At 72.7% G+C, this 21,015-nt stretch carries 18 protein-coding genes; 8 read left to right on the forward strand and 10 right to left on the reverse strand.

Annotation, left to right across the window (positions count from 1 at the left end; genetic code table 11):
- From ACGFML_RS22880 to ACGFML_RS22890, 3 genes are all read left to right on the forward strand, one after another.
- A partial coding sequence (locus tag ACGFML_RS22880) for an NAD-binding protein (protein ID WP_393546442.1) occupies positions 1-313 on the forward strand: 313 nt, incomplete at its 5' end.
- Positions 314-536: 223 nt separating this feature from the next.
- Positions 537-1,994 carry a catalase gene (locus ACGFML_RS22885; RefSeq protein WP_393546444.1) on the forward strand — a complete coding sequence of 486 codons (1,458 nt, stop codon included), beginning with the start codon at positions 537-539 and terminating at the stop codon, positions 1,992-1,994.
- A gap of 457 nt (positions 1,995-2,451) precedes the next feature.
- The gene (locus ACGFML_RS22890) at positions 2,452-3,192 is read left to right on the forward strand and encodes a hypothetical protein (protein ID WP_393546997.1); all 741 of its coding nucleotides are present in this window, start codon (positions 2,452-2,454) and stop codon (positions 3,190-3,192) included.
- Here the strand turns inward: ACGFML_RS22890 and ACGFML_RS22895 are convergent.
- Positions 3,167-4,072, reverse strand: a complete 906-nt coding sequence (locus ACGFML_RS22895) for a helix-turn-helix domain-containing protein (RefSeq protein WP_393546446.1) — start codon at positions 4,070-4,072, stop codon at positions 3,167-3,169. The genes ACGFML_RS22890 and ACGFML_RS22895 overlap by 26 nt on opposite strands.
- A 141-nt stretch (positions 4,073-4,213) precedes the next feature.
- On the opposite strand from ACGFML_RS22895, the gene ACGFML_RS22900 reads away from it, so the two are divergent.
- The 3 genes from ACGFML_RS22900 to ACGFML_RS22910 all read left to right on the forward strand — a co-directional run bounded on the left by ACGFML_RS22900 (position 4,214) and on the right by ACGFML_RS22910 (position 5,862).
- Entirely contained in the window at positions 4,214-4,795 is a 582-nt protein-coding gene (locus tag ACGFML_RS22900) for a short chain dehydrogenase (RefSeq protein ID WP_393546448.1), read from the forward strand.
- A gap of 93 nt (positions 4,796-4,888) precedes the next feature.
- Positions 4,889-5,407: a GNAT family N-acetyltransferase gene (locus tag ACGFML_RS22905; protein WP_393546450.1), complete on the forward strand. Its 519-nt coding sequence runs from the start codon at positions 4,889-4,891 to the stop codon at positions 5,405-5,407.
- Between the two features lie 77 nt (positions 5,408-5,484).
- Positions 5,485-5,862, forward strand: a complete 378-nt coding sequence (locus ACGFML_RS22910) for an MmcQ/YjbR family DNA-binding protein (RefSeq protein WP_393546452.1) — start codon at positions 5,485-5,487, stop codon at positions 5,860-5,862.
- Between the two features lie 64 nt (positions 5,863-5,926).
- Here ACGFML_RS22910 and ACGFML_RS22915 read toward each other — a convergent pair whose 3' ends face one another.
- Complete coding sequence (locus tag ACGFML_RS22915; RefSeq protein ID WP_393546454.1) at positions 5,927-6,580, reverse strand: hypothetical protein; 654 nt, start codon at positions 6,578-6,580, stop codon at positions 5,927-5,929.
- 182 nt (positions 6,581-6,762) lie between these two features.
- Here ACGFML_RS22915 and ACGFML_RS22920 point away from each other — a divergent pair, with 182 nt between their 5' ends.
- Positions 6,763-8,346, forward strand: a complete 1,584-nt coding sequence (locus ACGFML_RS22920; RefSeq protein ID WP_393546456.1) for an NUDIX hydrolase — start codon at positions 6,763-6,765, stop codon at positions 8,344-8,346.
- An 18-nt stretch (positions 8,347-8,364) separates the two neighbouring features.
- Here the strand turns inward: ACGFML_RS22920 and ACGFML_RS22925 are convergent, their stop codons facing one another.
- Positions 8,365-10,029 (reverse strand): AMP-binding protein, encoded by a 1,665-nt coding sequence (locus tag ACGFML_RS22925; RefSeq protein ID WP_393546458.1) that lies wholly within the window; start codon positions 10,027-10,029, stop codon positions 8,365-8,367.
- Entirely contained in the window at positions 10,026-11,771 is a 1,746-nt protein-coding gene (locus tag ACGFML_RS22930; RefSeq protein ID WP_393546460.1) for an AMP-binding protein, read from the reverse strand. Before ACGFML_RS22930 ends, ACGFML_RS22925 begins: the two co-directional genes overlap by 4 nt.
- Before the next feature lie 75 nt (positions 11,772-11,846).
- Here ACGFML_RS22930 and ACGFML_RS22935 point away from each other — a divergent pair, with 75 nt between their 5' ends.
- Complete coding sequence (locus ACGFML_RS22935) at positions 11,847-12,722, forward strand: LuxR C-terminal-related transcriptional regulator (RefSeq protein ID WP_393546462.1); 876 nt, start codon at positions 11,847-11,849, stop codon at positions 12,720-12,722.
- A 20-nt stretch (positions 12,723-12,742) separates the two neighbouring features.
- Here ACGFML_RS22935 and dmpI read toward each other — a convergent pair whose 3' ends face one another.
- The 6 genes from dmpI to ACGFML_RS22965 form a co-directional block, all read right to left on the reverse strand.
- A complete protein-coding gene (gene dmpI, locus ACGFML_RS22940; RefSeq protein WP_393546464.1) occupies positions 12,743-12,925 on the reverse strand; it encodes a 4-oxalocrotonate tautomerase DmpI in 183 nt (60 codons plus the stop codon).
- 302 nt (positions 12,926-13,227) lie between these two features.
- Complete coding sequence (locus ACGFML_RS22945) at positions 13,228-14,160, reverse strand: LysR substrate-binding domain-containing protein (RefSeq protein ID WP_393546466.1); 933 nt, start codon at positions 14,158-14,160, stop codon at positions 13,228-13,230.
- A gap of 79 nt (positions 14,161-14,239) precedes the next feature.
- Entirely contained in the window at positions 14,240-15,415 is a 1,176-nt protein-coding gene (locus ACGFML_RS22950) for a winged helix DNA-binding domain-containing protein (RefSeq protein WP_393546468.1), read from the reverse strand.
- Between the two features lie 277 nt (positions 15,416-15,692).
- Positions 15,693-16,886 carry an XdhC family protein gene (locus ACGFML_RS22955; RefSeq protein WP_393546470.1) on the reverse strand — a complete coding sequence of 398 codons (1,194 nt, stop codon included), beginning with the start codon at positions 16,884-16,886 and terminating at the stop codon, positions 15,693-15,695.
- Positions 16,887-16,921: 35 nt separating this feature from the next.
- A complete protein-coding gene (locus ACGFML_RS22960) occupies positions 16,922-18,379 on the reverse strand; it encodes an NCS2 family permease (protein ID WP_393546472.1) in 1,458 nt (485 codons plus the stop codon).
- Positions 18,380-18,626: 247 nt separating this feature from the next.
- Complete coding sequence (locus ACGFML_RS22965; RefSeq protein WP_393546474.1) at positions 18,627-21,014, reverse strand: xanthine dehydrogenase family protein molybdopterin-binding subunit; 2,388 nt, start codon at positions 21,012-21,014, stop codon at positions 18,627-18,629.
- Position 21,015 lies beyond the last annotated feature (1 nt).

Raw genomic sequence — 21,015 nt, forward strand, 5'->3', positions numbered from 1 at the left:
GGAGAAGTCCGGCGTCGACCTGCCCGCCGCCCTCGAGGTCCTGGGCGGCGGACTGGCCGGCTCCACCGTCCTGTCCCGCAAGAAGGACAACTTCAAAAACCGCGACTTCGCACCCGGCTTCCGCATCGACCTCCACCACAAGGACATGGGCATCGTCACCGACGCCGCCCGCACCGTCGGCGCCGCCCTCCCCGTCGGAGCCGTCGTCGCCTCCCTCGTCGCCTCCCTCCGCGCCCAGGGCGACGGCAACCTCGACCACTCCGCCCTCCTCCGCGGCGTCGAACGCCTCTCCGGCCACACCGTCGAAGGCTGACGCCTGTCGGGACCCGGCTGTCCAGGTCCCGCACCCTTGAGTTTCCGGGCGGCGGCCACGCCGACACCTGTCCTGTCGCGCCCAGGCGCGGCCGTCGCCCGGAACATCGCGCACCGCGTTTCAATCCACGCAGCATTTCAACAAACTGTTGACGTTTGGTCGGAGCTGTTCTTACGCTCCGACATGCGGAAGCCGATTCCGCGCTCTCGTACGGAAGGTCACCATGTCGAAGCCCACGCTGACGACCGAGTCCGGCGCCCCGGTCGCCGACAACCAGAACTCCTCAACCGCCGGCGTCGGCGGCCCGATCATCCTCCAGGACCAGCACCTGCTGGAGAAGCTCGCCCGGTTCAACCGCGAGCGCATCCCGGAGCGCGTCGTCCACGCCCGTGGCTCCGGCGCCTACGGCTACTTCGAGGTGACCGACGACGTCACCGGGTTCACCCGCGCCGACTTCCTCAACACCGTGGGCAAGCGCACCGAGACGTTCATCCGCTTCTCGACCGTGGCCGACAACCTCGGCGGCCCGGACGCGGCCCGTGACCCGCGGGGCTTCGCGCTGAAGTTCTACACCGAAGAGGGCAACTACGACCTCGTCGGCAACAACACCCCGGTGTTCTTCATCAAGGACCCGATCAAGTTCCCGGACTTCATCCACTCGCAGAAGCGCGACCCCTTCACGGGCAAGCAGGAGCCGGACAACGTCTGGGACTTCTGGGCACACGCCCCCGAGGCCACCCACCAGATCACCTGGCTCATGGGCGACCGCGGCATCCCGGCCTCCTACCGCCACATGAACGGCTACGGCTCGCACACCTACCAGTGGACGAACGCCGAGGGTGAGTCGTTCTTCGTCAAGTACCACTTCAAGACGAACCAGGGCATCCGCTGCCTGGACGCCGACCAGGGCGCCGAGCTCGCCGGCAAGGACCCCAACAGCCACCAGACCGACCTGCTGCAGTCCATCGAGCGGGGCGTGTACCCCTCCTGGACGCTGTATGTGCAGGTCATGCCGGCGGCCGAGGCGGCCGACTACCGCTTCAACCCGTTCGACCTGACCAAGGTGTGGCCGCACCGCGACTACCCGCTGCAGCGCGTGGGCCGTCTGGTCCTGGACCGCAACCCGGACAACGTGTTCGCCGAGGTCGAGCAGTCGGCCTTCTCCCCGAACAACTTCGTGCCCGGCATCGGCCCGTCCCCGGACAAGATGCTCCAGGGTCGGCTGTTCGCCTACGCCGACGCGCACCGCTACCGCCTGGGCGTCAACCACACCCAGCTGCCGGTGAACGCCCCGAAGGCGACCCAGGCCAACAACTACGGCCGGGACGGCCTGATGGCCGCCAACGCCTACGACCGGCGCGCGAAGAACTACGAGCCCAACTCGTACAGCGGCCCCGTGCAGACGAACGAGCCGCTCTCCGCGCCGCTCGCCGTCACCGGTCACGTCGGCACGCACGAGGCCCCCGCGCACACCAAGGACGACGACTTCTTCCAGGCCGGTGAGCTCTACCGCCTGATGTCGGCGGACGAGAAGACCCGTCTGGTGAACAACATCGCCGGCGGCCTCTCCCAGGTCGGCCGCGACGACGTGATCGAGAAGAACCTCGCCCACTTCCACGCCGCCGACCAGGACTACGGCAAGCGCGTGGAGGCCAGGGTCCGCGAGCTGCGCGAGGACTGACGGGAGGTCGGCACCTTGCGCATCCGTACCGGCCGGCCCGTTGAGGGGTGGTCGGCCGGTACGGAGAGGTAGCGCGGTGCTCCGCGGCACCCGGGGAGTTACCAGTGCGGTGGCAGTGCTCGCCCGATAGGGATGGGCGAGCCACTCCCCCGCCGCGGAGCCCGCCTCCTGCCTCCGTCCCCCGGTCTCCGTCCCGGGGACACCACAGACTCCGTCCGGTGGTGCGATGTCCTGTCGCGCCCAACTCTCGCGTCACCGGACGGGAACCACCCACGAGGGGCCCGGAATCCGTACGGTCACGGATTCCGGGCCCCTCGTGCGCTCCCACGCGCCTGCGCCGTGCCCCGCCCGGCCTGCGACTCTCCTCGTATTTCCGCCCCCCGCGCCCGGTTTTGGAGAGACCATGGCAGCAGCGGCAGCGCCGTCCCGGCTGCCGACCTACCTGCCAGGAGCACATATGGCCGACAGCGTGCCGGTGCGGTGCCCTACGTGCCGCCGCGAGAACGCCTTCACCCCGCCCACCTTCCCCTGCGCCTGCGGCGCGCCCCTGACGATGCCCGTGCTGCGCGGTGGAGTCCCCGTCGAGATACTCCACCGCACCTGGCAGGCCTCCTGGGTGGAGGTCCGGTGCGAGGTCTGCGGGCGGCAGGACGAGTGGCCGGCACCGGAGTCGGGCTGCGCCTGCGGCACCGTCGTCCGCATCCCCGTGGCCCCCGCTCCCCCGCCCTCGGTGCCCGGCCCGCCCGGCCCGGGGACCTCCGTCACCCCCGCCGTCCGCCCCTCCGCCCAGCACGGCCAGCACGGCCAGCGGGCCGCGTTCCGTCCGGTGACCATCCGTACGGCCCGCGACTGTGTGACCGCCGCCGCGCAGTATCTGAAGTGGCTCGGCTTCACGGACGTCGCCCGCACCCGCGAACGCACCGCCGCCGGCGTGGACCTGCGCGGCAAGGGGGTGGTGGCACAGGTGGACCCGACGACCCGGTCCACCGAACTCCGCGAGATCGAGTGCGTCTGGCTCAACGGCCTCAACGACTCGGCCATAGCCGTCTTCTTCTCCCTGGCCGGCTACACCCACGACGCCCGCGGCCGCGCCGACGACCTGCGCCTCCCGCTGTTCGTCATGGACCTCACCGGTACCCCGCAGCCGGTCAACGACCCGGCCGACGAGCTGATCAAGTACGGGGCGACGGGACGTTGACCGTCGGCGCCGGAGCGGCCGCCGTCAGCAGCCGCAGGGCGCCGGCCGACGGCGATCCGGGCGCCGCGTGGAAGATCACCACCCGCTGCCCGGCGTCGTCCGGCAGCATCAGCCCCTCGTCGGTGAGGGTGAGCGCGCCGACGGCCGGATGGCGGTACTCCCGGGTGTGCGTCGCACAGGTACGGACCGGATGCCCGGCCCACAGTTCCGCGAACTGTGCGCTGTGCGCCGTCAGCTCGGCGATCAGTGCGCGCAGCCGCGGTGCGTCCGGCCACCGGCCGGCGATCAGCCGCAGCCCGCCGACGGTGTCGCGCAGCTTGTCGTCCAGGTCCGCGTACAACGCACGGTAGCGGGGGTCGAGGAACACCATCCGTACAACATTGGGCCGGCCGTCGCCGCCGTCACCGCCCTCACCGTCCTCACCGTCCGGGGCGGTGAACGGCAGATGGCTCGCGAGCAGCGCATGCCCGGCGCGGTTCCAGGCCAGTACGTCCAGGAACCGTCCGAGCACCACCGCCGGCGCCTCCCCCAGCGCCCCGATCATGCGCCGGACGGACGGCCGCAGGCGTTCGGTGCGCTCCGGGCCGGGCTCCGCCCCACGGCCGGGGTGCGCGAGCCCGTACAGATGCGTCCGCTCGGTGTCGGTCAGCCGCAGTACCCGGGCGAGCGCATCCAGCACCGCATCCGAGGCGTTCGCGCTGATCCCCTGTTCCAGGCGGGTGTAGTACCCCACGCTGATCCCGGCCAGCTGCGCCAGCTCCTCCCGCCGCAGCCCCGGTACGCGCCGCCGGCCGCCGTGGCCGACCGCCCCCGCATCGCCCGGTGACAGCCGCGCCCGCCGGGTCCGCAGGAACTCCCCCAGTTCGGATGTCCGCTCCATGAGGCCAGTCTGACGGCACCCGGCACCGGCCCGCTTCGGACCGTACCCGGTGCCGGCCTGCACCTCGCGGGGGTAGGCACCGCGGTCCTCCCCCCATCAGGGGGCTGGGTAGCGCACCCGGCGTCCGGCAGGATCGTCCGCATGAAGATCATTGTGATCGGCGCGACGGGCACCATCGGCAGCGCCGTCGCCCGGCACCTGACGGACCGCGGCGACCAGGTCGTACGGGCCGCACGGCGCGGCCCGGTGCAGGTGGACCTGGCGGACATGGCCTCGGTGGACGCGCTGTTCGCCGCCGTGCCGGACGCGGACGCCGTCGTCTGCTGTGCGGCGAGCGGCCGGCTGACGCCGCTGGACTCGCCCTCCGACGAGGACTTCACCGCCGGACTGCAGGGCAAGCTGCTCGGCCAGGTGCACCTGGCCCGGCGTGCCCTGCGCGCCCTGCGGGACGGCGGGACCATCGTCCTGACCAGTGGCGTCTTCGAACAGCCCACCCCGGGTGGGGCGTTCGGCGCACTGGTGAACGCCGGGCTGGATGCGTTCGTCGAGGCCGCCGCCGTCGAACTGCCCCGCGGACTGCGGCTGACCGCCGTCCGCCCCGGCTGGGTCGCCGAGACCCTCGCCGCCATGGGGCGGGACCCGGCCGACGGCACCCCGGCCGCCGAGGTGGCCCGGCGCTATGTGGCCGCCCTCGACGCGCACCCCCGCGGAGCACGGCCGTGAGCACCTGCCGACGGGCGCCGCGGGCGGCTGCCGCGGGGGCGACGCCACGGAAATCCCGTCGCCCGGGCCGGTTCCCTCGGCGACACTGCACGGGTGATCCTCCATCAGCCGGACCTCGCCGAACTGCCCGTACTGCGCGCCGTCGAACGGGCCGCGGGAGAAGCCTTCCGCCCGCTCGGCATGGACTGGGTCGCCGACGACGAACCGGCCTCGGTGGCAGAGCTGATGCGCCACCGGGAGGCGGGACGGCTGCTCGCCGCGTACGCGGAGGCGGCGCCCGGCGGCGGGCCGGTCGGCTATCTGGTCTGGGAGCCGGTCGACGGCTGTCTGCACGTCGAGCAGGTCTCGGTGCATCCCGACCACGCCCGCCGCGGCGTCGGGCGCGCCCTGATCGACCGGGCGGAGACGGAGTGGCCGGAAGCCGCTGCCCTGACCCTGACCACCTTCGCCGAGGTGCCGTGGAACGCGCCGTACTACGAGCGGATCGGGTTCCGGGTGCTCGCCGACGACGAACTCACCCCCGGTCTGCGGGAGATCCGCGCCGAGGAGGCGCGGCGGGGCCTGGACCGCCGGCCGCGGGTGTGCATGCGCCGCGCCGCGCCGACGCGGTGACGGCGACCGGTCGCGGGCCGAGAGGGCGGGGGGGCGGGGGGCGGGGGGCGGGCGGGGGAGTGCGGGACAATGCCGGGATGATCGACGCGAACGCCCTCCGAGCCGTCTGCCTGGGCTTCAACGGCACGTCCGAGGAATTCCCGTTCCCCCGGAATCCGGAGGTGTCGACCTTCAAGGTCGACGGCAAGATCTTCGCGCTGACGTCGCTGGGGGCCGCGCCGCTGACCGTGAGCCTCAAGTGCGAGCCGGAGCTCGCCGAGCGGCTGCGCGCGGCGCATCCGGAGGTGGTGCCCGGCTATCACCTCAACAAGCGGCACTGGAACACCGTTTCCCTCACCGGCGGGCTGCCCGACCGGCTGGTCCTCGACATGATCGAGGACTCCTACGACCTGATCGTCGCCGCCCTGCCGCGCGCCCGGCGCCTCCTGCTGGACTGGCCGGGGGAAGGACGCTGACCGTCCGGCCCCCGGCGCGCCGTGCGGTGGGCGGTGCCCGGCACGGGCGCGCCGGGGGCGCGGCTCAGCGCACGCCGCCCCGTGCGGTGGCGGGGGCGACGGTGGCGAACTTCCCGTTCACGCTGCCGTTGCCGGCGTACTCGGCGGTGTAGCCGCCGAGCACCGTGCCGACGGCGGACAGCGGCCGCTCGGCGTCACAGGAAGCTCGGCCGGCGGTGTCGGTCCTGGCCACGCACAGGACCTTGCCGGCGCCGTCCGTGAAGGTGACGGTCGCGTTGCCGATGGCGCCCTGCGGGCCGCGGGCGTCGGCCCGGCGCAGGGTCGCGTGCAGATCGCGGACCGTGACCTCGGCCGGGGGCTTTGCGGACAGCTCGGCGTCCCCGGCGGTCAGCCGGGTGCCCATCTCGGGCACCGCGCGGGCCGACCGGCAGGCGCCGGCCGACCAGTCGAAGAGGGTGCCGGGGGCGCAGGTCGTGCGCTCCTGGCGGTCCGCCGTCCCGCCGTTGGACGGGTGGCAGCGGTAGAAGGCGGCGGCACTGTCGGCGTCGATCACCATCCGGTCCGCGGCGTCGTGGCCGGTGCTGCCGAGGCAGCCCGCGGTGCGGACCTCGGTGGGGGGAAGGTGGCCGGAACCGGCGGCCTGGGCGGGAGCGACGAAGGCCCCCAGGGAAGCGACTGCGGCGGCGGCCACGGTCGCCCAACGAGCAATACGTGTCATGGATTTCCGTTCTTCGGCAGGGTGGGTGGGGGGCGGGCCCTCGCGGCGCGATGCGCCCGGCCCGTGCGGAAATCCTGTCACGATCGGGCCGACCGCCGCGCGTGGGGGCTCCTCGTCGAAACTCCGTACGAAGAGGACGCGAAGAGAACAGGGCGGCTCCGCGACGCCGTTAGGCTGACCCGATGCGAACATCCCGCCTGGCGGCACGCGTTGCCGTGCTCGATCCCGACGGAGCGGTCTTCCTCCTCCGTTACGACAACGAAGAGGTCGGCGTCCACTGGGCGCTCCCCGGCGGCGGGCTCGATCCCGGCGAGAGCCCACGCGAGGGCGCGCTGCGGGAGTTGCAGGAGGAGACCGGCTGGACCGGCCTGGAGCCGGGTCCGCTGCTGTGCACCTGGGAGCACGACTTCACCCGGGCGGCGATACCCGTACGCCAGTACGAGCACATCTACCTCACCCGCGGGGAGCGCCGGGAGCCGGCCGAGGGGGTGGCGGCGGCGCACGCCGCGGACGGGATCCTGCACGGCCGCTGGTGGACCCCGGCCGAACTCGCCGCCTGTCCCGACCCGCTCTGGCCGCCGCAGCTCCCCGCCCTGCTCGCGGCGGCGGGCGACCCCGACGGCGCCGCGCCGGTCGATCTGGGGTACGTGCCGAACGCGGCGCCGCCGCCCCCCGAGGTGCTGTGGTCCCACGGCGCCACACTTGCCGCCTGGGCCGCGGAGGGGCCGCTCCCGGTGCACAACTACCACGTGGACGACGCCGGCCTGCACTCCGACGACATCGGCAACGGGTGGTGGTCACTGACCTGGATCGAAGGCGGCCGCGCGGTGCTCTTCGGGATCGACAACGACTACAGCGACACCGTCTGCCTGTCCCCGCCCGCCGATCTGCTGGCGGGCGGTCCCGACTGGCTGCCGTGGGAGTGGCTGATCGCCGTGATCGGCGGCGAGGAGACCATCGGGTTCGTCTACTGGTGGGCGGACGGGGCATGGGGTCGCGCCCCGTATCCGGACGGCGTCCGGGAAGACGGGCTGAGCGTCATGGTCCCCGCCGACGACAGCGAGGTGCGGGCGGTCCTCGACGCGCTGGTGGACGACGGCGCCGATGCGGACGAGGTGCACCGCAAGGGGACGCCGGAGGCCCGGGCGGCGGCCGCGCGCACCGTCGCCCGGCCGTGGCTGCCTGCCGGAAGCGGCGCGCCGGCCGGCCGGCGCGTGCCGTGTGACCTGCCGGAACAGTACGCGGGGGCGATCGCCGTCGCCATGCGCGCGGCTGCCGAGCTGCCGCGCCCGGCACCCTCCGGGAGCCCCGCGCTGGAGCTGCTGGCAGCCTGGCTGCGGGACAACCGTCCCGGGGAGGACGGCCGTTGGGTGCTCAGCGCCGCGTTCTGCGACGGCGCCGACGGCCAGAACCCCTACCGCGCCGACTGCTACCGCGACGAGCAGGGCAAACGGCTCGACGCGGACGTGTCGCAGCTGCTGGACGACGTGCGGCGGGCCGACGCCGACGCCGCGTCCGGCCGCTGGCTGTACGTCCGGGTGCAGGTCACGGCCGACGCCGTCACCGTCGACCGTGCCCATGACCATCTGCCCGACTGGTGGCGCGCGCACCTCGGTCACACCGCCGCCCTGCCGGGCACTCTGGCAACCGAGATGGCGTCCCGCGCGCCCCGCTGGCGACCGGCCTGGGCCCGACTCCTGGCGGAGGACATGCTCCGCGACGGTGCGCCCGCCGAACTGTGCCGGCCGCCCGGGGCCCGGCCCTGAGCCGCCGGGGGGCGGGCCCTACCGCACCGCCCCCCGCCCCTTCGCCAGCCGCTCGCGCAGTTCGACCTTGCGGACCTTGCCGCTGACCGTCATCGGGAAGGCGTCGACGATCTCCAGGTGGCGCGGCACCTTGAAGTGCGCGAGACGCGAGCGGCAGAAGCCGGCCAACTCGTCGAGGGTCAGCGGGTCTTCGGCGTCCCGGAGGATGACACACGCGGCGATCTCCTCGCCGTACTTCTCGTCCGGGACGCCGACGACCTGCACGTCGGCGATCTTGGGATGGGTGTAGAGGAACTCCTCGATCTCGCGCGGGTAGACGTTCTCACCACCACGGATGATCATGTCCTTGATGCGGCCGACGATCCGGACGTAGCCGTCGTCGTTCATCACCGCGAGGTCGCCGGTGTGCATCCAGCGGGCGGCGTCGATGACCTCGGCGGTGCGCTCCGGCTCCGCCCAGTAACCGAGCATCACGCTGTAGCCGCGGGTGCACAGTTCGCCCGGGGCGCCGCGCGGCACGGTCACGCCCGTCGCCGGGTCGGCGACCTTGACCTCGATGTGCGGCAGCACCCGGCCGACGGTGGCCGTGCGGTGCTCGAGGTCGTCGTCGCGGCGGGTCTGCGTGGACACCGGGGAGGTCTCGGTCATGCCGTAGCAGATGGAGACCTCGGCCATGTGCATCTCGGCGACCACCCGCTTCATGACCTCCTCCGGGCACGGGGAGCCCGCCATGATCCCGGTACGCAGCGAGGAGAGGTCGTACGAGGCGAAGTCGGGGTGGTTGAGCTCGGCGATGAACATGGTCGGGACGCCGTAGAGGGAGGTGCAGCGTTCGTCCTGGACGGCGCGGAGGGTGGCGGCGGCGTCGAAGGCGGGAGAGGGGATCACGATGCAGGCGCCGTGCGAGGTGGCGCCCAGATTGCCCATGACCATGCCGAAGCAGTGGTAGAAGGGCACGGGGAGACAGACCCGGTCGTGTTCGGTGTAGCCGACCGTCTCGCCCACCCAGAAGCCGTTGTTGAGGATGTTGTGGTGGGAGAGGGTGGCGCCCTTGGGGAAGCCCGTGGTCCCGGACGTGTACTGGATGTTCACCGGGTCGTCGGTGGACAGGGCCGCTTCGCACTCGGCGAGCCGGGCGTGCGGGACGGCGCCCCCGGCGGCCAGCATGCCGTCCCAGGTGGGATCGCCGATCAGCACGACGTCACGCAGCGCCGGGCAGTCCGCGCGCACCTGCTCGATCATCCGGCGGTAGTCGCTGGACCGGTGGCGGTCCGCGGAGACCAGGACGGTGATGCCGGCCTGTTGCAGGACGTAGGCCAGCTCATGGACACGGTAGGCGGGGTTGACGTTGACGAGGACGGCGCCGATCCGGGCGGTGGCGTACTGGACGAGAACCCACTCGGCGCAGTTGGGGGACCAGATCCCGACCCGGTCGCCCTTGCCGACGCCCTTGGCGAGCAGGCCGAGGGCCACTTCGTCGACCGTGCGGCCCAGTTCGGTGTACGTCCACCGGCGGCCGCTCGCCACCTCGACCAGCGCCTCGCGGTCGCCGCACCGGGCGATGGTGCGGGCGAGGTCGGCGCCGATGGTGGAGCCGAGCAGGGGCCGTTCGGCGACCCCGCTCGCGTAGGAGAGCCCGGTGCTCGCGTCGGGGAGCCCGGGCGCCGGCTGCCGGCCGCTCATCGGTGGTTCTCCTCTCGGTACTCGGCTCCGCCGTCGCCCTGCGCGGTGCGCTCCCGCAGCTCGATGCGGCGGATCTTGCCGGAGACGGTCTTGGGCAGATCGGCGAACTCCAGCCGCCGGATGCGCTTGTAGGGGGCCAGGACCTCGCGGGAGTGCTCGAAGAGCAGCTTCGCGGTCTCCGGGCCGGGCTCCCAGCCGGCCGCGAGGACGACGTACGCCTTGGGCACGGCCAGCCGCAGCGGGTCGGGGGCGGGTACCACGGCGGCCTCGGCGACCGCCTCGTGTTCCAGGAGGGCGCTCTCCAGCTCGAACGGCGAGATCTTGTAGTCGGACGCCTTGAAGACGTCGTCGGCGCGCCCGACGTAGGTGATCCAGCCGTCGCCGTCGCGGGAGCCGATGTCGCCGGTGCGGTAGTAGCCGCCGGCCATCGCCTCGGCGGTGCGGGCCGCATCGCCGCGGTAGCCGGTCATCAGACCCACCGGCCGGGCGGAGAGGTCGAGGGCGATCTCCCCCTCGTCGGCCGGTTCGCCGCTGACCGGGTCGAGCAGGACGACGTCGTAGCCGGGGGTGGGGCGGCCCATGGAGCCCGCCTTGACCGGCTGGCCGGGGGTGTTGGCCACCTGGACGGCGGTTTCGGTCTGCCCGAAGCCGTCCCGGATCGTGACGCCCCAGGACTGCCGTACCTGCTCGATGATTTCCGGGTTGAGCGGTTCACCGGCCGCGACGATCTCCCGCGGTGGGGCGGCGAGCGCCGACAGATCGGCCTGGATGAGCATCCGCCAGACGGTGGGCGGGGCGCAGAAGCTGGTGACGCGGGCCCGGTCCATCTCGGCCATCAGGCGGGCCGCGTCGAAGCGGCTGTAGTTGTGGATGAAGACGGTGGCCTCGGCGTTCCACGGCGCGAAGAGGTTGGACCAGGCGTGCTTGGCCCATCCCGGCGAGGAGATGTTGAGGTGGACGTCCCCGGGGCGCAGGCCGATCCAGTACATCGTCGCGAGGTGACCGATGGGATACGAGGCGTGGGTGTGCTCGACGAGTTTGGGGCGGGCGGTGGTACCGGAGGTGAAGTAGAGCATCAGGGAGGCATCGGCCGGGGTGGGCCCGGTCGGCTCGAACGTCTCGGGGGCCGCGTAGGCATCCTCGTACGTGAGCCAGCCGCCGTCCGCGCCGCCGGCCGCATCCGTGCCCGTGCCGGTGTCCGTGTCCGCGGCGCCGACCGCGATCCGGGTGTAGTCGCCCGGCACGGCGGCGAACTTCTCCCGGTCCTGAGCGCGCACGATCACATGCCGGGCCCCGCCCCGGCCGACGCGATCGGCGAGGTCGGCCGGACCCAGCAGCGGCGTGGCGGGAATGACGACGGCGCGCAGCTTCATCGCGGCCAGCGCGGTCTCCCACAGCTCGCACTGGTTGCCGAGCATCACCACGATCCGGTCACCGGCCCGCACTCCCTGAGCTGCCAGCCAGTTGGCGGCCCGGTCGGAGCGACGGCGCATCTCGTCGAAGCTGCGGCGCAGTTCGCTGCCGTCCTCCTCGACGATGTGCAGCGCGGTGCGGTCGTTGTCCCGGGCGATCACATCGAACCAGTCGAGCGCCCAGTTGAACCGGGCGGGCCGGGGCCAGGCGAAGTCCGCGCGGGCCGCGCCGTAGTCCTCCCGGTGCCTCAGCAGCAGGTCGCGCGCCGCCCGGAACTCCTTGGTCGCAGCCGGTGAGCGGCCCGCCGCACCGATTTCCGTCTCCGTCATAAGTCCTGTGTCCTCCTCATTGCCGCACCGCTGTCAGCCATCGTGTAATCAAAGCGCAGGTCCCACCACCCCCTGATGGGGGGAAGCGGAGGTTTCGGCGTGCAGCGCGAGTCGGGGGCTAACGAGGCCGTGGAGGTACGGGCGGCACTGACGCGGCTACGGCGGGGCAGCGGGCTGCCGGTGGCCTTCGGCGGACTGCTGGCCGGTTCCGCGCGCTACCGGATCAACGAACTCGCCGGGACGCAGACCGCGGTGCTGAGCGGGCTGGACATCCTGCGGGGCAACGGACTGGGCGGCAAGGCGGTGGCGCTGTCCCGGCCCTTCGCCGTGACCGACTACCGCAACTCGGCGGTCATCAGCCACGAATACGACGCCGCGGTGGCCGCCGAGGGGCTGCGGTCGGTGCTGGCGGTACCGGTGGTCGTCCGGCGGCGGGTGCGCGGGGTGCTCTACGGGGCGCTGCGGCGGCCGGTGCACCTCGGTGACCGGCCGCTGTCGGCGGCGATGGCGGCGGCCCGGGAGCTCGAGCAGGCGCTGCTGGTGCAGGACGAGGCGGCGCGGCTGCTGTCGGTGGCGCGGCAGCCGACGGCCGCCGACCCGGCGATGTGGGAAGAGGTGCGCGAGGCCCACGGCGAGCTGCGGGCGCTGGCCCAGCGGGTCGAGGATCCGCTGTTGCGGCAGGAGCTGCTGGCGGCGTGCGGCCGGCTCGCGACGGCCTCGCCGGCGGGCCGGGCGGGCGCCGGGGGCGGGGCGGGGCCGGTGCTGTCGCCGCGCGAGGTGGATGTGCTGGCGTGCGTGGCCTCGGGTGCGACCAACGCGTCGGTGGCGGAGCGGCTGGGGCTGCGGCCGGAGACGGTGAAGGGCTATCTCCGGTCCGCGATGCGGAAGCTGGGCGCCCACACCCGCCTCCAGGCGGTGGTCGCGGCGCGGCGGGCGGGGGCGCTGCCGTAGGAGGCCCCGCCCGCGGTCCGCTACTTGTCGGCGGTCAGCCTGCCCGCCGCCCCCCAGCTGTCGGCGGGGACCTCCTGGATCCACACCTGTACGGCCTCGGCGGGGATCTTGTACGCGTCCACGAAGGCGTCGGTGATCTGCTTGACCAGCTCCCGCTTGAGCTCGACGCTGCGCGGGCCCTGCTGGACGGTGACGATCGGCATGGCGGAACTCCCTTGTCAGCGGCGGCCTTCCGGGATTTCCGGGCGGCTCACCGGCGTGGGAACAGTCCATCGCCTGCGGGGCGCGCGACCAAGAAGCGGATCGCGCACACAGCGATCGCTGATCGAGATCGGTCACGGGTGGGCGATCACGGGTCGACGTTCACGGGTGGGTGATCACAGGTGGGCGATCACAGGTGGGCGGTGACACCTGGAGGGGCCCGGCGGGCCGCGGCAGGCGACGGTGAACGGCGCGCTGTTCCCTGAGCGGTGCTCAGCCGTGTGAGCGGCGGTCCCGGTCGGGATCAGGGATCGACGACGAGAGCATCGCTCTCGTTCTGGGCCGCGCAGGCCCGCAGCAGCATCGCGACCCCTTCCGACGGCTCCGCCCGCTGCACCGCCAGGTAGGTGGTCAGCTCCATCCCCGGGTTGCGGAACGGGAGGTAGGCCACCCGCGGAGTGCTCAGCCGGCGGGCGTGCGCGGCGTAGACGACGGTCCAGAGGGCGTCGGCGGGGCCGCCGGCGCCGATGGCCGTCAGGGTGTTGTCCAGGGAGCCGGGCCGCGGACCGGGCACGGGGGTGAAGCCGGCGTGGTGGCAGGCGGTGACGACCAGGTCGACCAGGCGACGGTTGGCACGGCGTTCGGTCAGGACCAGGGGGATGTCCGCCAGGTCGGCCAGCGCGACGGTGCCGGGCGAGGAGGCGAGCGGGTGCCGCGCCGGGACGGCGGCGACCAGCGGGTCCTGCCACAGCGGTACGAAGCTCAGGGCGGCCGAGGCGCCCGCGTCGTTCGCGTCGCCGCGGACGAACGCCGCGTCCAGCTCACCGGCCGCGACCCGCTCCAGGCGCTCACGGGCCGGAGCGGCGACCAGTTCCACGCCGAGCTCCGGGGCGAGCCCGGCGAGGGCATCCAGTACGCGGTCCAGGTGCGACCCCAGGCCCGTGCTCGTCCCCACACGCAGGATGCCCGCCCGGGTGGTGGTCAGGTCGGCGACGACGGCGCGGGCCCGTTCCTCGGCGGCGAGCAGCGCCCGCGCCTCGGGCAGGAACCGCTCACCCGTCGGCGTCAGCCGGACCCGGCGTGCCGACCGATCGAACAGGTCGGTCTGCAACTCCCGCTCCAGCCGCCGGATCTGCTGGCTCACCGCCGACTGCACGATGTGCAGCCGGTCCGCCGCCCGCCCGAAGTGCAGCTCCTGCGCCACCATGACGAAATACCGCACCTGTCTGAGCTCCACGCCCGCCCTCGCTCCCGCCGGTTACCACTCGGTCCCCGCTCGCTTCCCGTCCGCCGCGGCGACTGCCGCCGTCCGGACATCATCCCCCGCCGCCCGCCGGGGCGAGAGGCCCGAAGCGGACGTCGTGCGGGGCGCCCGGGGCCGCCATCCGCAACACCGAGGGCGCCTCGTCCTCGACCGCGGCGCGCTCGGCGCGGGTGAGCTCGGTGAACGGCTCCACCGTCAGCCGGGCCGTGTCACCGGCCTGTTCGATCTGCCACCGGCCGCGGACGGTGCCGTCGAGGAGCAGGGTGCGGTGGGCGACGTTGCCCTGCCAGGTGCGGCGCCGGTGTTCGGGGGTGATGATCCGGGTGCGGTCGGCGTGCGAGAGAACGAGGTTGTCGTATGCGGGGAGGAAGCGGACCGGCGCCTCGGTGCCGGGGTCGGGGCGCGGCGCATCGGGCAGGTCGATGAGCTCGACGCCGTGCTCGTCGCGGAAGGTGCGCAGGCGCGGGCGCAGCGGGTCGACCACCTCGCGCAGCCGGGTCAGGCCGCACCAGGTCTGCATGTCCTTGACGGAGGCCGGCCCGAAGGCCGCGAGGCAGCGCAGCAGCACGGCGGGCAGCGCGGCCCGCGGCTCCGACGCCGCTTCCGACACCGGTTCCGCCTCCGCCTCCGGTTCCGGGGCGCTCTCGCCGAGCCAGGCGTCGAGGGTGGTGTGCGCCGCCGCTCCGCCGCGGCCCCACAGCCCGCGCGGGGTGATCTGCACCAGCGGCAGCAGCTGACGGGCAGCCATGGCCAGCGGCCGGCGGTCGTGTCCGGGCCACTCCTCCCGCAGCCGCTCGCCCAGCTCCTGGAACGTCATCGGGCGTTCCTCGACGAGCCTTCGGGCCACCGCGGCCAGCCGGTGCCGATCGACGCCGGACAGCGCTGCGCCGAAACTGCCCCGCAGCACGCGGTCGTGCACCGGCCGGGTGAGCGGCCGCAGCAGGCGCGCGTCGCGGGCGCTGAGCAGGTGGAGGGTGGAGCGCAGTGCGGAGATCCGTACGGCCCGGCGGTCTTCGAGAAGGCCGGACAGCTCCTGCGGACGGAAGGCGGCGAGGCGCGCGGCGAGCGCGTAGTAGGGCGGGCGCGGCGACTGGGCCTGCAGGCCGAGCAGTCGCTCCACCGCCTCCAGGGCACTCAACCCGCTGCGCTTCAGCAGCAGTTGACGTTCCAGGGTGGCGCGGCCGAGGGCACCGGCGGTGAGGAGGGGAGCGGTGGATCGCTGCGTCATGGGAGCCGAGGGTAGAAGGCACTGCGGACAGCTCCCGTCCGCAAGGGCCCGAGGCGGACCAACGCCTGGGACGGCCGACGGCCGAGGCGGGTCGACGGCCGAGGCCGAGACCCAACGCCGGTCGAGCCGACCGCCCTTGCCGCCGTCGCCCGGAAGGGCGCACGCGGGCGCGGCACCCGGTGGGGTGTGCCGCGCCCGCGCCGTGACGGTCCCGGGATCCACCCGCCGCCAGGACCGGGGGACGAAGGGACCGCCGGTCCTGGGCGGCCGGCTGCCCTCAGGCCACCGACCCGATCCGGCCCACCGGCCGGGCCGCGTCGTGGTGGATGGGCGTATGGGCGCCGGTCAGCGGGTTTCCGGTGCCGCCACGGCGGTTGGCGACGATCTCGGCGGCGATGGAGAGCGCGGTCTCCTCGGGGGTACGGGCCCCGAGGTCCAGGCCGATGGGCGAGCGCAGCCGGTTGAGTTCGAGTTCGGTCAGGCCGACCTCGCGCAGTCGCTGCTGGCGGTCCAGGTGCGTGCGGCGCGACCCCATGGCGCCGACGTAGGCGACCGGCAGCCGGAGCGCCCGCTCCAGCAGCGGGACGTCGAACTTGGCGTCGTGGGTCAGCACACACAGCACCGAACGGGCGTCCAGTTCCTGGGAGTCGAGGTAGCGGTGCGGCCAGTCGACGACGATCTCGTCGGCGTCCGGGAAGCGGGTCCTGGTCGCGAAGACCGGGCGGGCGTCGCAGACGGTGACGTGGTAGTTGAGGAACTTGCCGACCTTGACCAGCGCGGAGGCGAAGTCGATGGCGCCGAAGACGATCATCCGGGGCGCGGGGACGGAGGATTCCACGAGGAGGACGACGGGCCGGCCGCACTGCGAGCCGTCCGCACCGATCTCCAGGGTCGCGGTGCGCCCGGCGTCCAGGAGGGCGCGGGTCTCCTCGGCGGCCGTACGGTCGAGGGCGGGGTGGCCGCCCAGGGTGCCGGTGCGGCTGCCGTCGGGACGCACCAGCAGGGCGCGGCCGACCAGTTCGGCCGGGCCCTGGATGACCCGCGCGACCGCCGCCGACTCCCCTTGGGCGGCGGCGGCCAGCGCGGCGGCGAGCGTCGCGGCAGTGCTGTCCACCGAAGTGCCGGCGGACCCGCTGTCGGCGGCGGGTCCACGGCCGCTCACCCGTACCGGGGTGACGAGGATGTCGATGATTCCGCCGCAGGTCAGACCCACCGCGAAGGCATCCTCATCGCTGTAGCCGAAGCGTTCGAGAACGGGTTCGCCGGTCTTGAGCGCCTCCTGGCACAGCTCGTACACCGCCCCCTCCACGCATCCGCCGGAGACCGACCCGATCGCCGTGCCGTCCGTGTCGACGGCGAGTGCGGCCCCGGGCTGGCGGGGTGCGCTTCCGTTGGTGGCCACCACGGTGGCCACCGCGAAATCGCGTCCCTGCTCGACCCACCGGTGCAGCTCTTCGGCGATGTCCAGCATGTCGGTCTCCTAACGGACGGGGAGAGGGCGGGCGCTTACTTGACGCCCAGCCACTGCTCGATCGGATGCAGCGAGAAGTAGACGAGGAAGATGCCGGTCAGCACCCACATGAAGGGGCCGATCTCGCGCCACTTGCCCTGTGCCGTCTTGATGACGACGTAGGCGATGACGCCGGCTCCGACACCCGCGGTGATGCTGTAGGTGAACGGCATCAGGACCACGGTCAGGAAGACCGGGATGGACACGGAGCGGTCGCTCCAGTCCACATGTGCGGCGGCGCTCATCATCATCGAACCGATGACGACCAGGGCGGCCGAGGCCACCTGGGCCGGCACGAGCTGGGTGAGCGGGGTGAAGAACAGGCAGGCCGCGAAGAACAGGCCGGTGATGACGGACGACAGGCCCGTCCGGGCGCCCTCTCCGACGCCGCTCGCCGACTCGATGAACACGGTCTGCCCGGAGCCGCCGGTGATACCGCCGATCGCGCCACCCGCGCCGTCCACGAACAGCGCCTTGGACAGGCCCGGCATCCGGCCCTTCTCGTCGGCCAGCTGGGCCTCCGTGCCGACGCCGATGATGGTGGCCATGGCGTCGAAGAAGCCGGCCAGCACCAGGGTGAAGACGATCATGCCGACGCTGAGCGCGCCTATCTGGCCCCAGCCACCGAACTCGACATGGCCGAAGAGTCCGAAGTCGGGCATCGAGACGGCGCTGCCGTGCAGCTCGGGCGACGCCCCGCCCCAGTCCTTGTCCGTGAGTCCGCCGAGCTTGGTGGCGGCGATGGACAGGACGGAGCCGGCGACGATGCCGATGAGGATGGCACCGGGGACCTTGCGGGCCTGCAGCGCGAAGATCAGCAGCAGCGTGACGCAGAAGAACAGGACGGGCCAGCCGGCCAGTTCACCGGTAGGGCCGAGAGTGACCGGGCCCCCCTGACCCTTGCCCACGAAGCCGGCCTTCACCAGTCCGAGCAGGGCGACGAACATGCCGATGCCCATGGTGATCGCGTGCTTGAGGGCCAGCGGGATGGCGTTCATGATCATCTCGCGGAGGCCGGTGACCACCAGGAGCATGATGACGACGCCGTACATCACACACATGCCCATGGCCTGCGGCCACGTCATGTTCGGGACCACCTGGGTGGTCAGGGCCGCCGAGACGTTGAGCCCGGCCGCCAGGGCCAGCGGCACCTTGCCGATGAAGCCCATCAACAGTGTGCAGACGGCCGCGCCGAAGGCGGTGGCGGTGACCACGCCCGCGTGCGCGAGGGTGTTCTTCTCGACGTCCGGTGTCGACAGGATCAGCGGGTTGAGCAGGAGGATGTAGCACATCGCCATGAAGGTGGTGATGCCGCCGCGCAGCTCTCGCGCGACCGTCGAGCCTCGGTCCGATATGTGGAAGTAGCGGTCGAGCCAAGAGCGGCCGGCGGGCTGGCGCGAGCCGGTGCCCGCGTCTTCCGCCACCGTCTTCGGCTCAGTGGACTGCTGGGTCATGGTGCCTGACTCCCAAGGTTCACAGGGGCCCTCGCAACAGGTGCGAGATTTGGGACAACTTCGGCTGCACGACCCGGGGGACGGCCCGAGACGAACGCTGTGGGTACTGGCCGGCGGGGAGGCCGGGACAGCGACTGCGTGATGCGGGTGGTACGGGATCCGGACGGTGCGCGGAGGAGGACGGACAGGGACACCCCTTGGTCGCGCACCGCCCGGAACCGGGGTCCGGGGGTGGCCCCCGGACGGATCAGGTGCCGGTGAGGTGCTCGGGGCGCACCGGCGTCTTGTTGAGCTCCAGCCCCGTCGCGTTCCGGATCGCCGCGAGGACGGCCGGGGTGGATGACAGGGTGGGGGCCTCGCCGATGCCGCGCAGCCCGTACGGGGCCGCGTCGTCGGCGAGTTCGAGCACATCGACCGGGATGGTCGGGGTGTCGAGGATCGTGGGGATGAGGTAGTCCGTGAAGGAGGGGTTGCGCACCTTCGCGGTCTTGGGGTCGACGATGATCTCTTCCATGACCGCCACACCCAGGCCCTGGGTGGTGCCGCCCTGGATCTGGCCGACGACGGACAGCGGGTTGAGGGCCTTGCCGACGTCCTGGGCGCAGGCCAGCTCGATCACCTTGACCAGGCCGAGCGCGGTGTCCACCTCCACGACCGCGCGGTGGGCCGCGAACGAGTACTGGACGTGGCCGTTGCCCTGGCCGGTGTGCAGGTCGAACGCCTCGGTGGGCCGGTGCCGGAACTCAAGCTCCAGGTCGACGGCCTCGCCCTCCAGGACGTCCGCGAGGGTCGCGAGGACCTCGCCGCCGTCGGTGACGACCTTGCCGCCCTCCAGCAGGAGTTCGGCGGTGGCCCACGCCGGGTGGTAGGTGCCGAACTTGCGGCGGCCGATCTCCAGGACCTTCTCGCGCACCGCCTCGCAGGTGTTCTTCACCGCGCCGCCGGTCATGTACGTCTGCCGGGAGGCCGAGGTGGAGCCGGCCGAGCCGACCTGGGTGTCGGCCGGGTGGATGGTGACCTGCTCGACGCCCAACTCGGTGCGGGCGATCTGCGCGTGGACGGTGATACCGCCCTGGCCGACCTCCGCCATCGCGGTGTGCACGGTCGCGACCGCCTCGCCGGCGACGACCTCCATGCGCACCCGCGCGGTGGAGTAGTCGTCGAAGCCCTCGGAGAAGCCGACGTTCTTGATGCCGACGGCGTAGCCGATGCCGCGGACCACGTCCTCACCGTGCGTGGTGTTGGACAGGCCGCCGGGCAGCGCGCGGACGTCCGCTTCCTCGCCCGCCGCCAGCCACTGCTGCTCCGGGGGGAGCGGCATCGCCTTGATGCGGCGCAGCAGCTCGGCGACCGGGGCCGGCGAGTCCACGGGCTGGCCGGTCGGCAGCAGCGTGCCCTGTTCCATGGCGTTGAGCTGCCGGAACTCCACCGGGTCGAGGTCCAGCTTCGCCGCGAGCTTGTCCATCTGCGCCTCGTAGGCGAAGCACGCCTGGACCGCACCGAAACCGCGCATCGCGCCGCACGGAGGGTTGTTGGAGTAGAGCGCGATCGCCTCGACGTCGACGTCCTCGACGACGTACGGGCCGACCGAGAGGGAGGAGGCGTTGCCGACGACGGCCGGGGAGGCGGACGCGTAGGCGCCGCCGTCCAGCACGATGCGGCACTTCATGTGCGTGAGCTTGCCGTCCTTGGTGGCGCCGTGCTCGTACCAGAGCTTGGCCGGGTGCCGGTGGACGTGCCCGAAGAAGGACTCGAACCGGTTGTAGACGATCTTGACGGGCTTCCCGGTGCGCAGCGCCAGGAGGCAGGCGTGGATCTGCATCGACAGGTCCTCGCGGCCGCCGAAGGCGCCGCCGACGCCGGAGAGCGTCATCCGGACCTTCTCCTCGGGCAGGCCGAGGACCGGCGCGATCTGGCGCAGGTCGGAGTGCAGCCACTGGGTGGCGACGTACAGGTCGACGCCGCCGTCCTCGCCGGGCACCGCGAGGCCGGACTCCGGGCCGAGGAACGCCTGGTCCTGCATGCCGAAGACGTACTCGCCGGAGACGATGACATCGGCCTTCTTGGCGGCCTCGTCGGCGTTGCCGCGGACGATCGGCTGGCGGTGGACGATGTTGGGGTGCGGTACGTGACCGGCGTGGTGGTCGTCGCGGCCCTCGTGGATCAGGGGCGCGTCCGCGGCGGTGGCGGAGGCCTCGTCGGTGACGATCGGCAGCTCGGCGTACTCGATCTTGATCTTGGCGGCGGCGCGGCGCGCCGTCTCCGGGTGGTCGGCGGCGACCAGCGCGACCGGCTCGCCGTGGTGGCGCACCTTGCCGTGCGCGAGAACCGGCGTGTCCTGGATCTCCAGGCCGTAGTTCTTCACCTCGGTGGGCAGGTCGTCGTAGGTGAGGACGGAGTAGACACCGGAGGTCGCGAGCGCCTCGGAGATGTCGATGGAGACGATCTCGGCGTGCGCCACGGTCGAGCGGAGGGTGAACCCCCACAGCATGTCCTCGTGCCACATGTCCGAGGAGTAGGCGAACTCGCCGGTCACCTTGAGGGTGCCGTCGGGCCGCAGCGTGGACTCACCGATGCCGGCCTTGGTCTTGCCGCCCTGGGTGAGGTCGGTGGGTGTGCGGGTGACACCAGCCATG

The organism is Streptomyces sp. NPDC048650, from assembly GCF_043199095.1.
Taxonomy (GTDB): domain Bacteria; phylum Actinomycetota; class Actinomycetes; order Streptomycetales; family Streptomycetaceae; genus Streptomyces.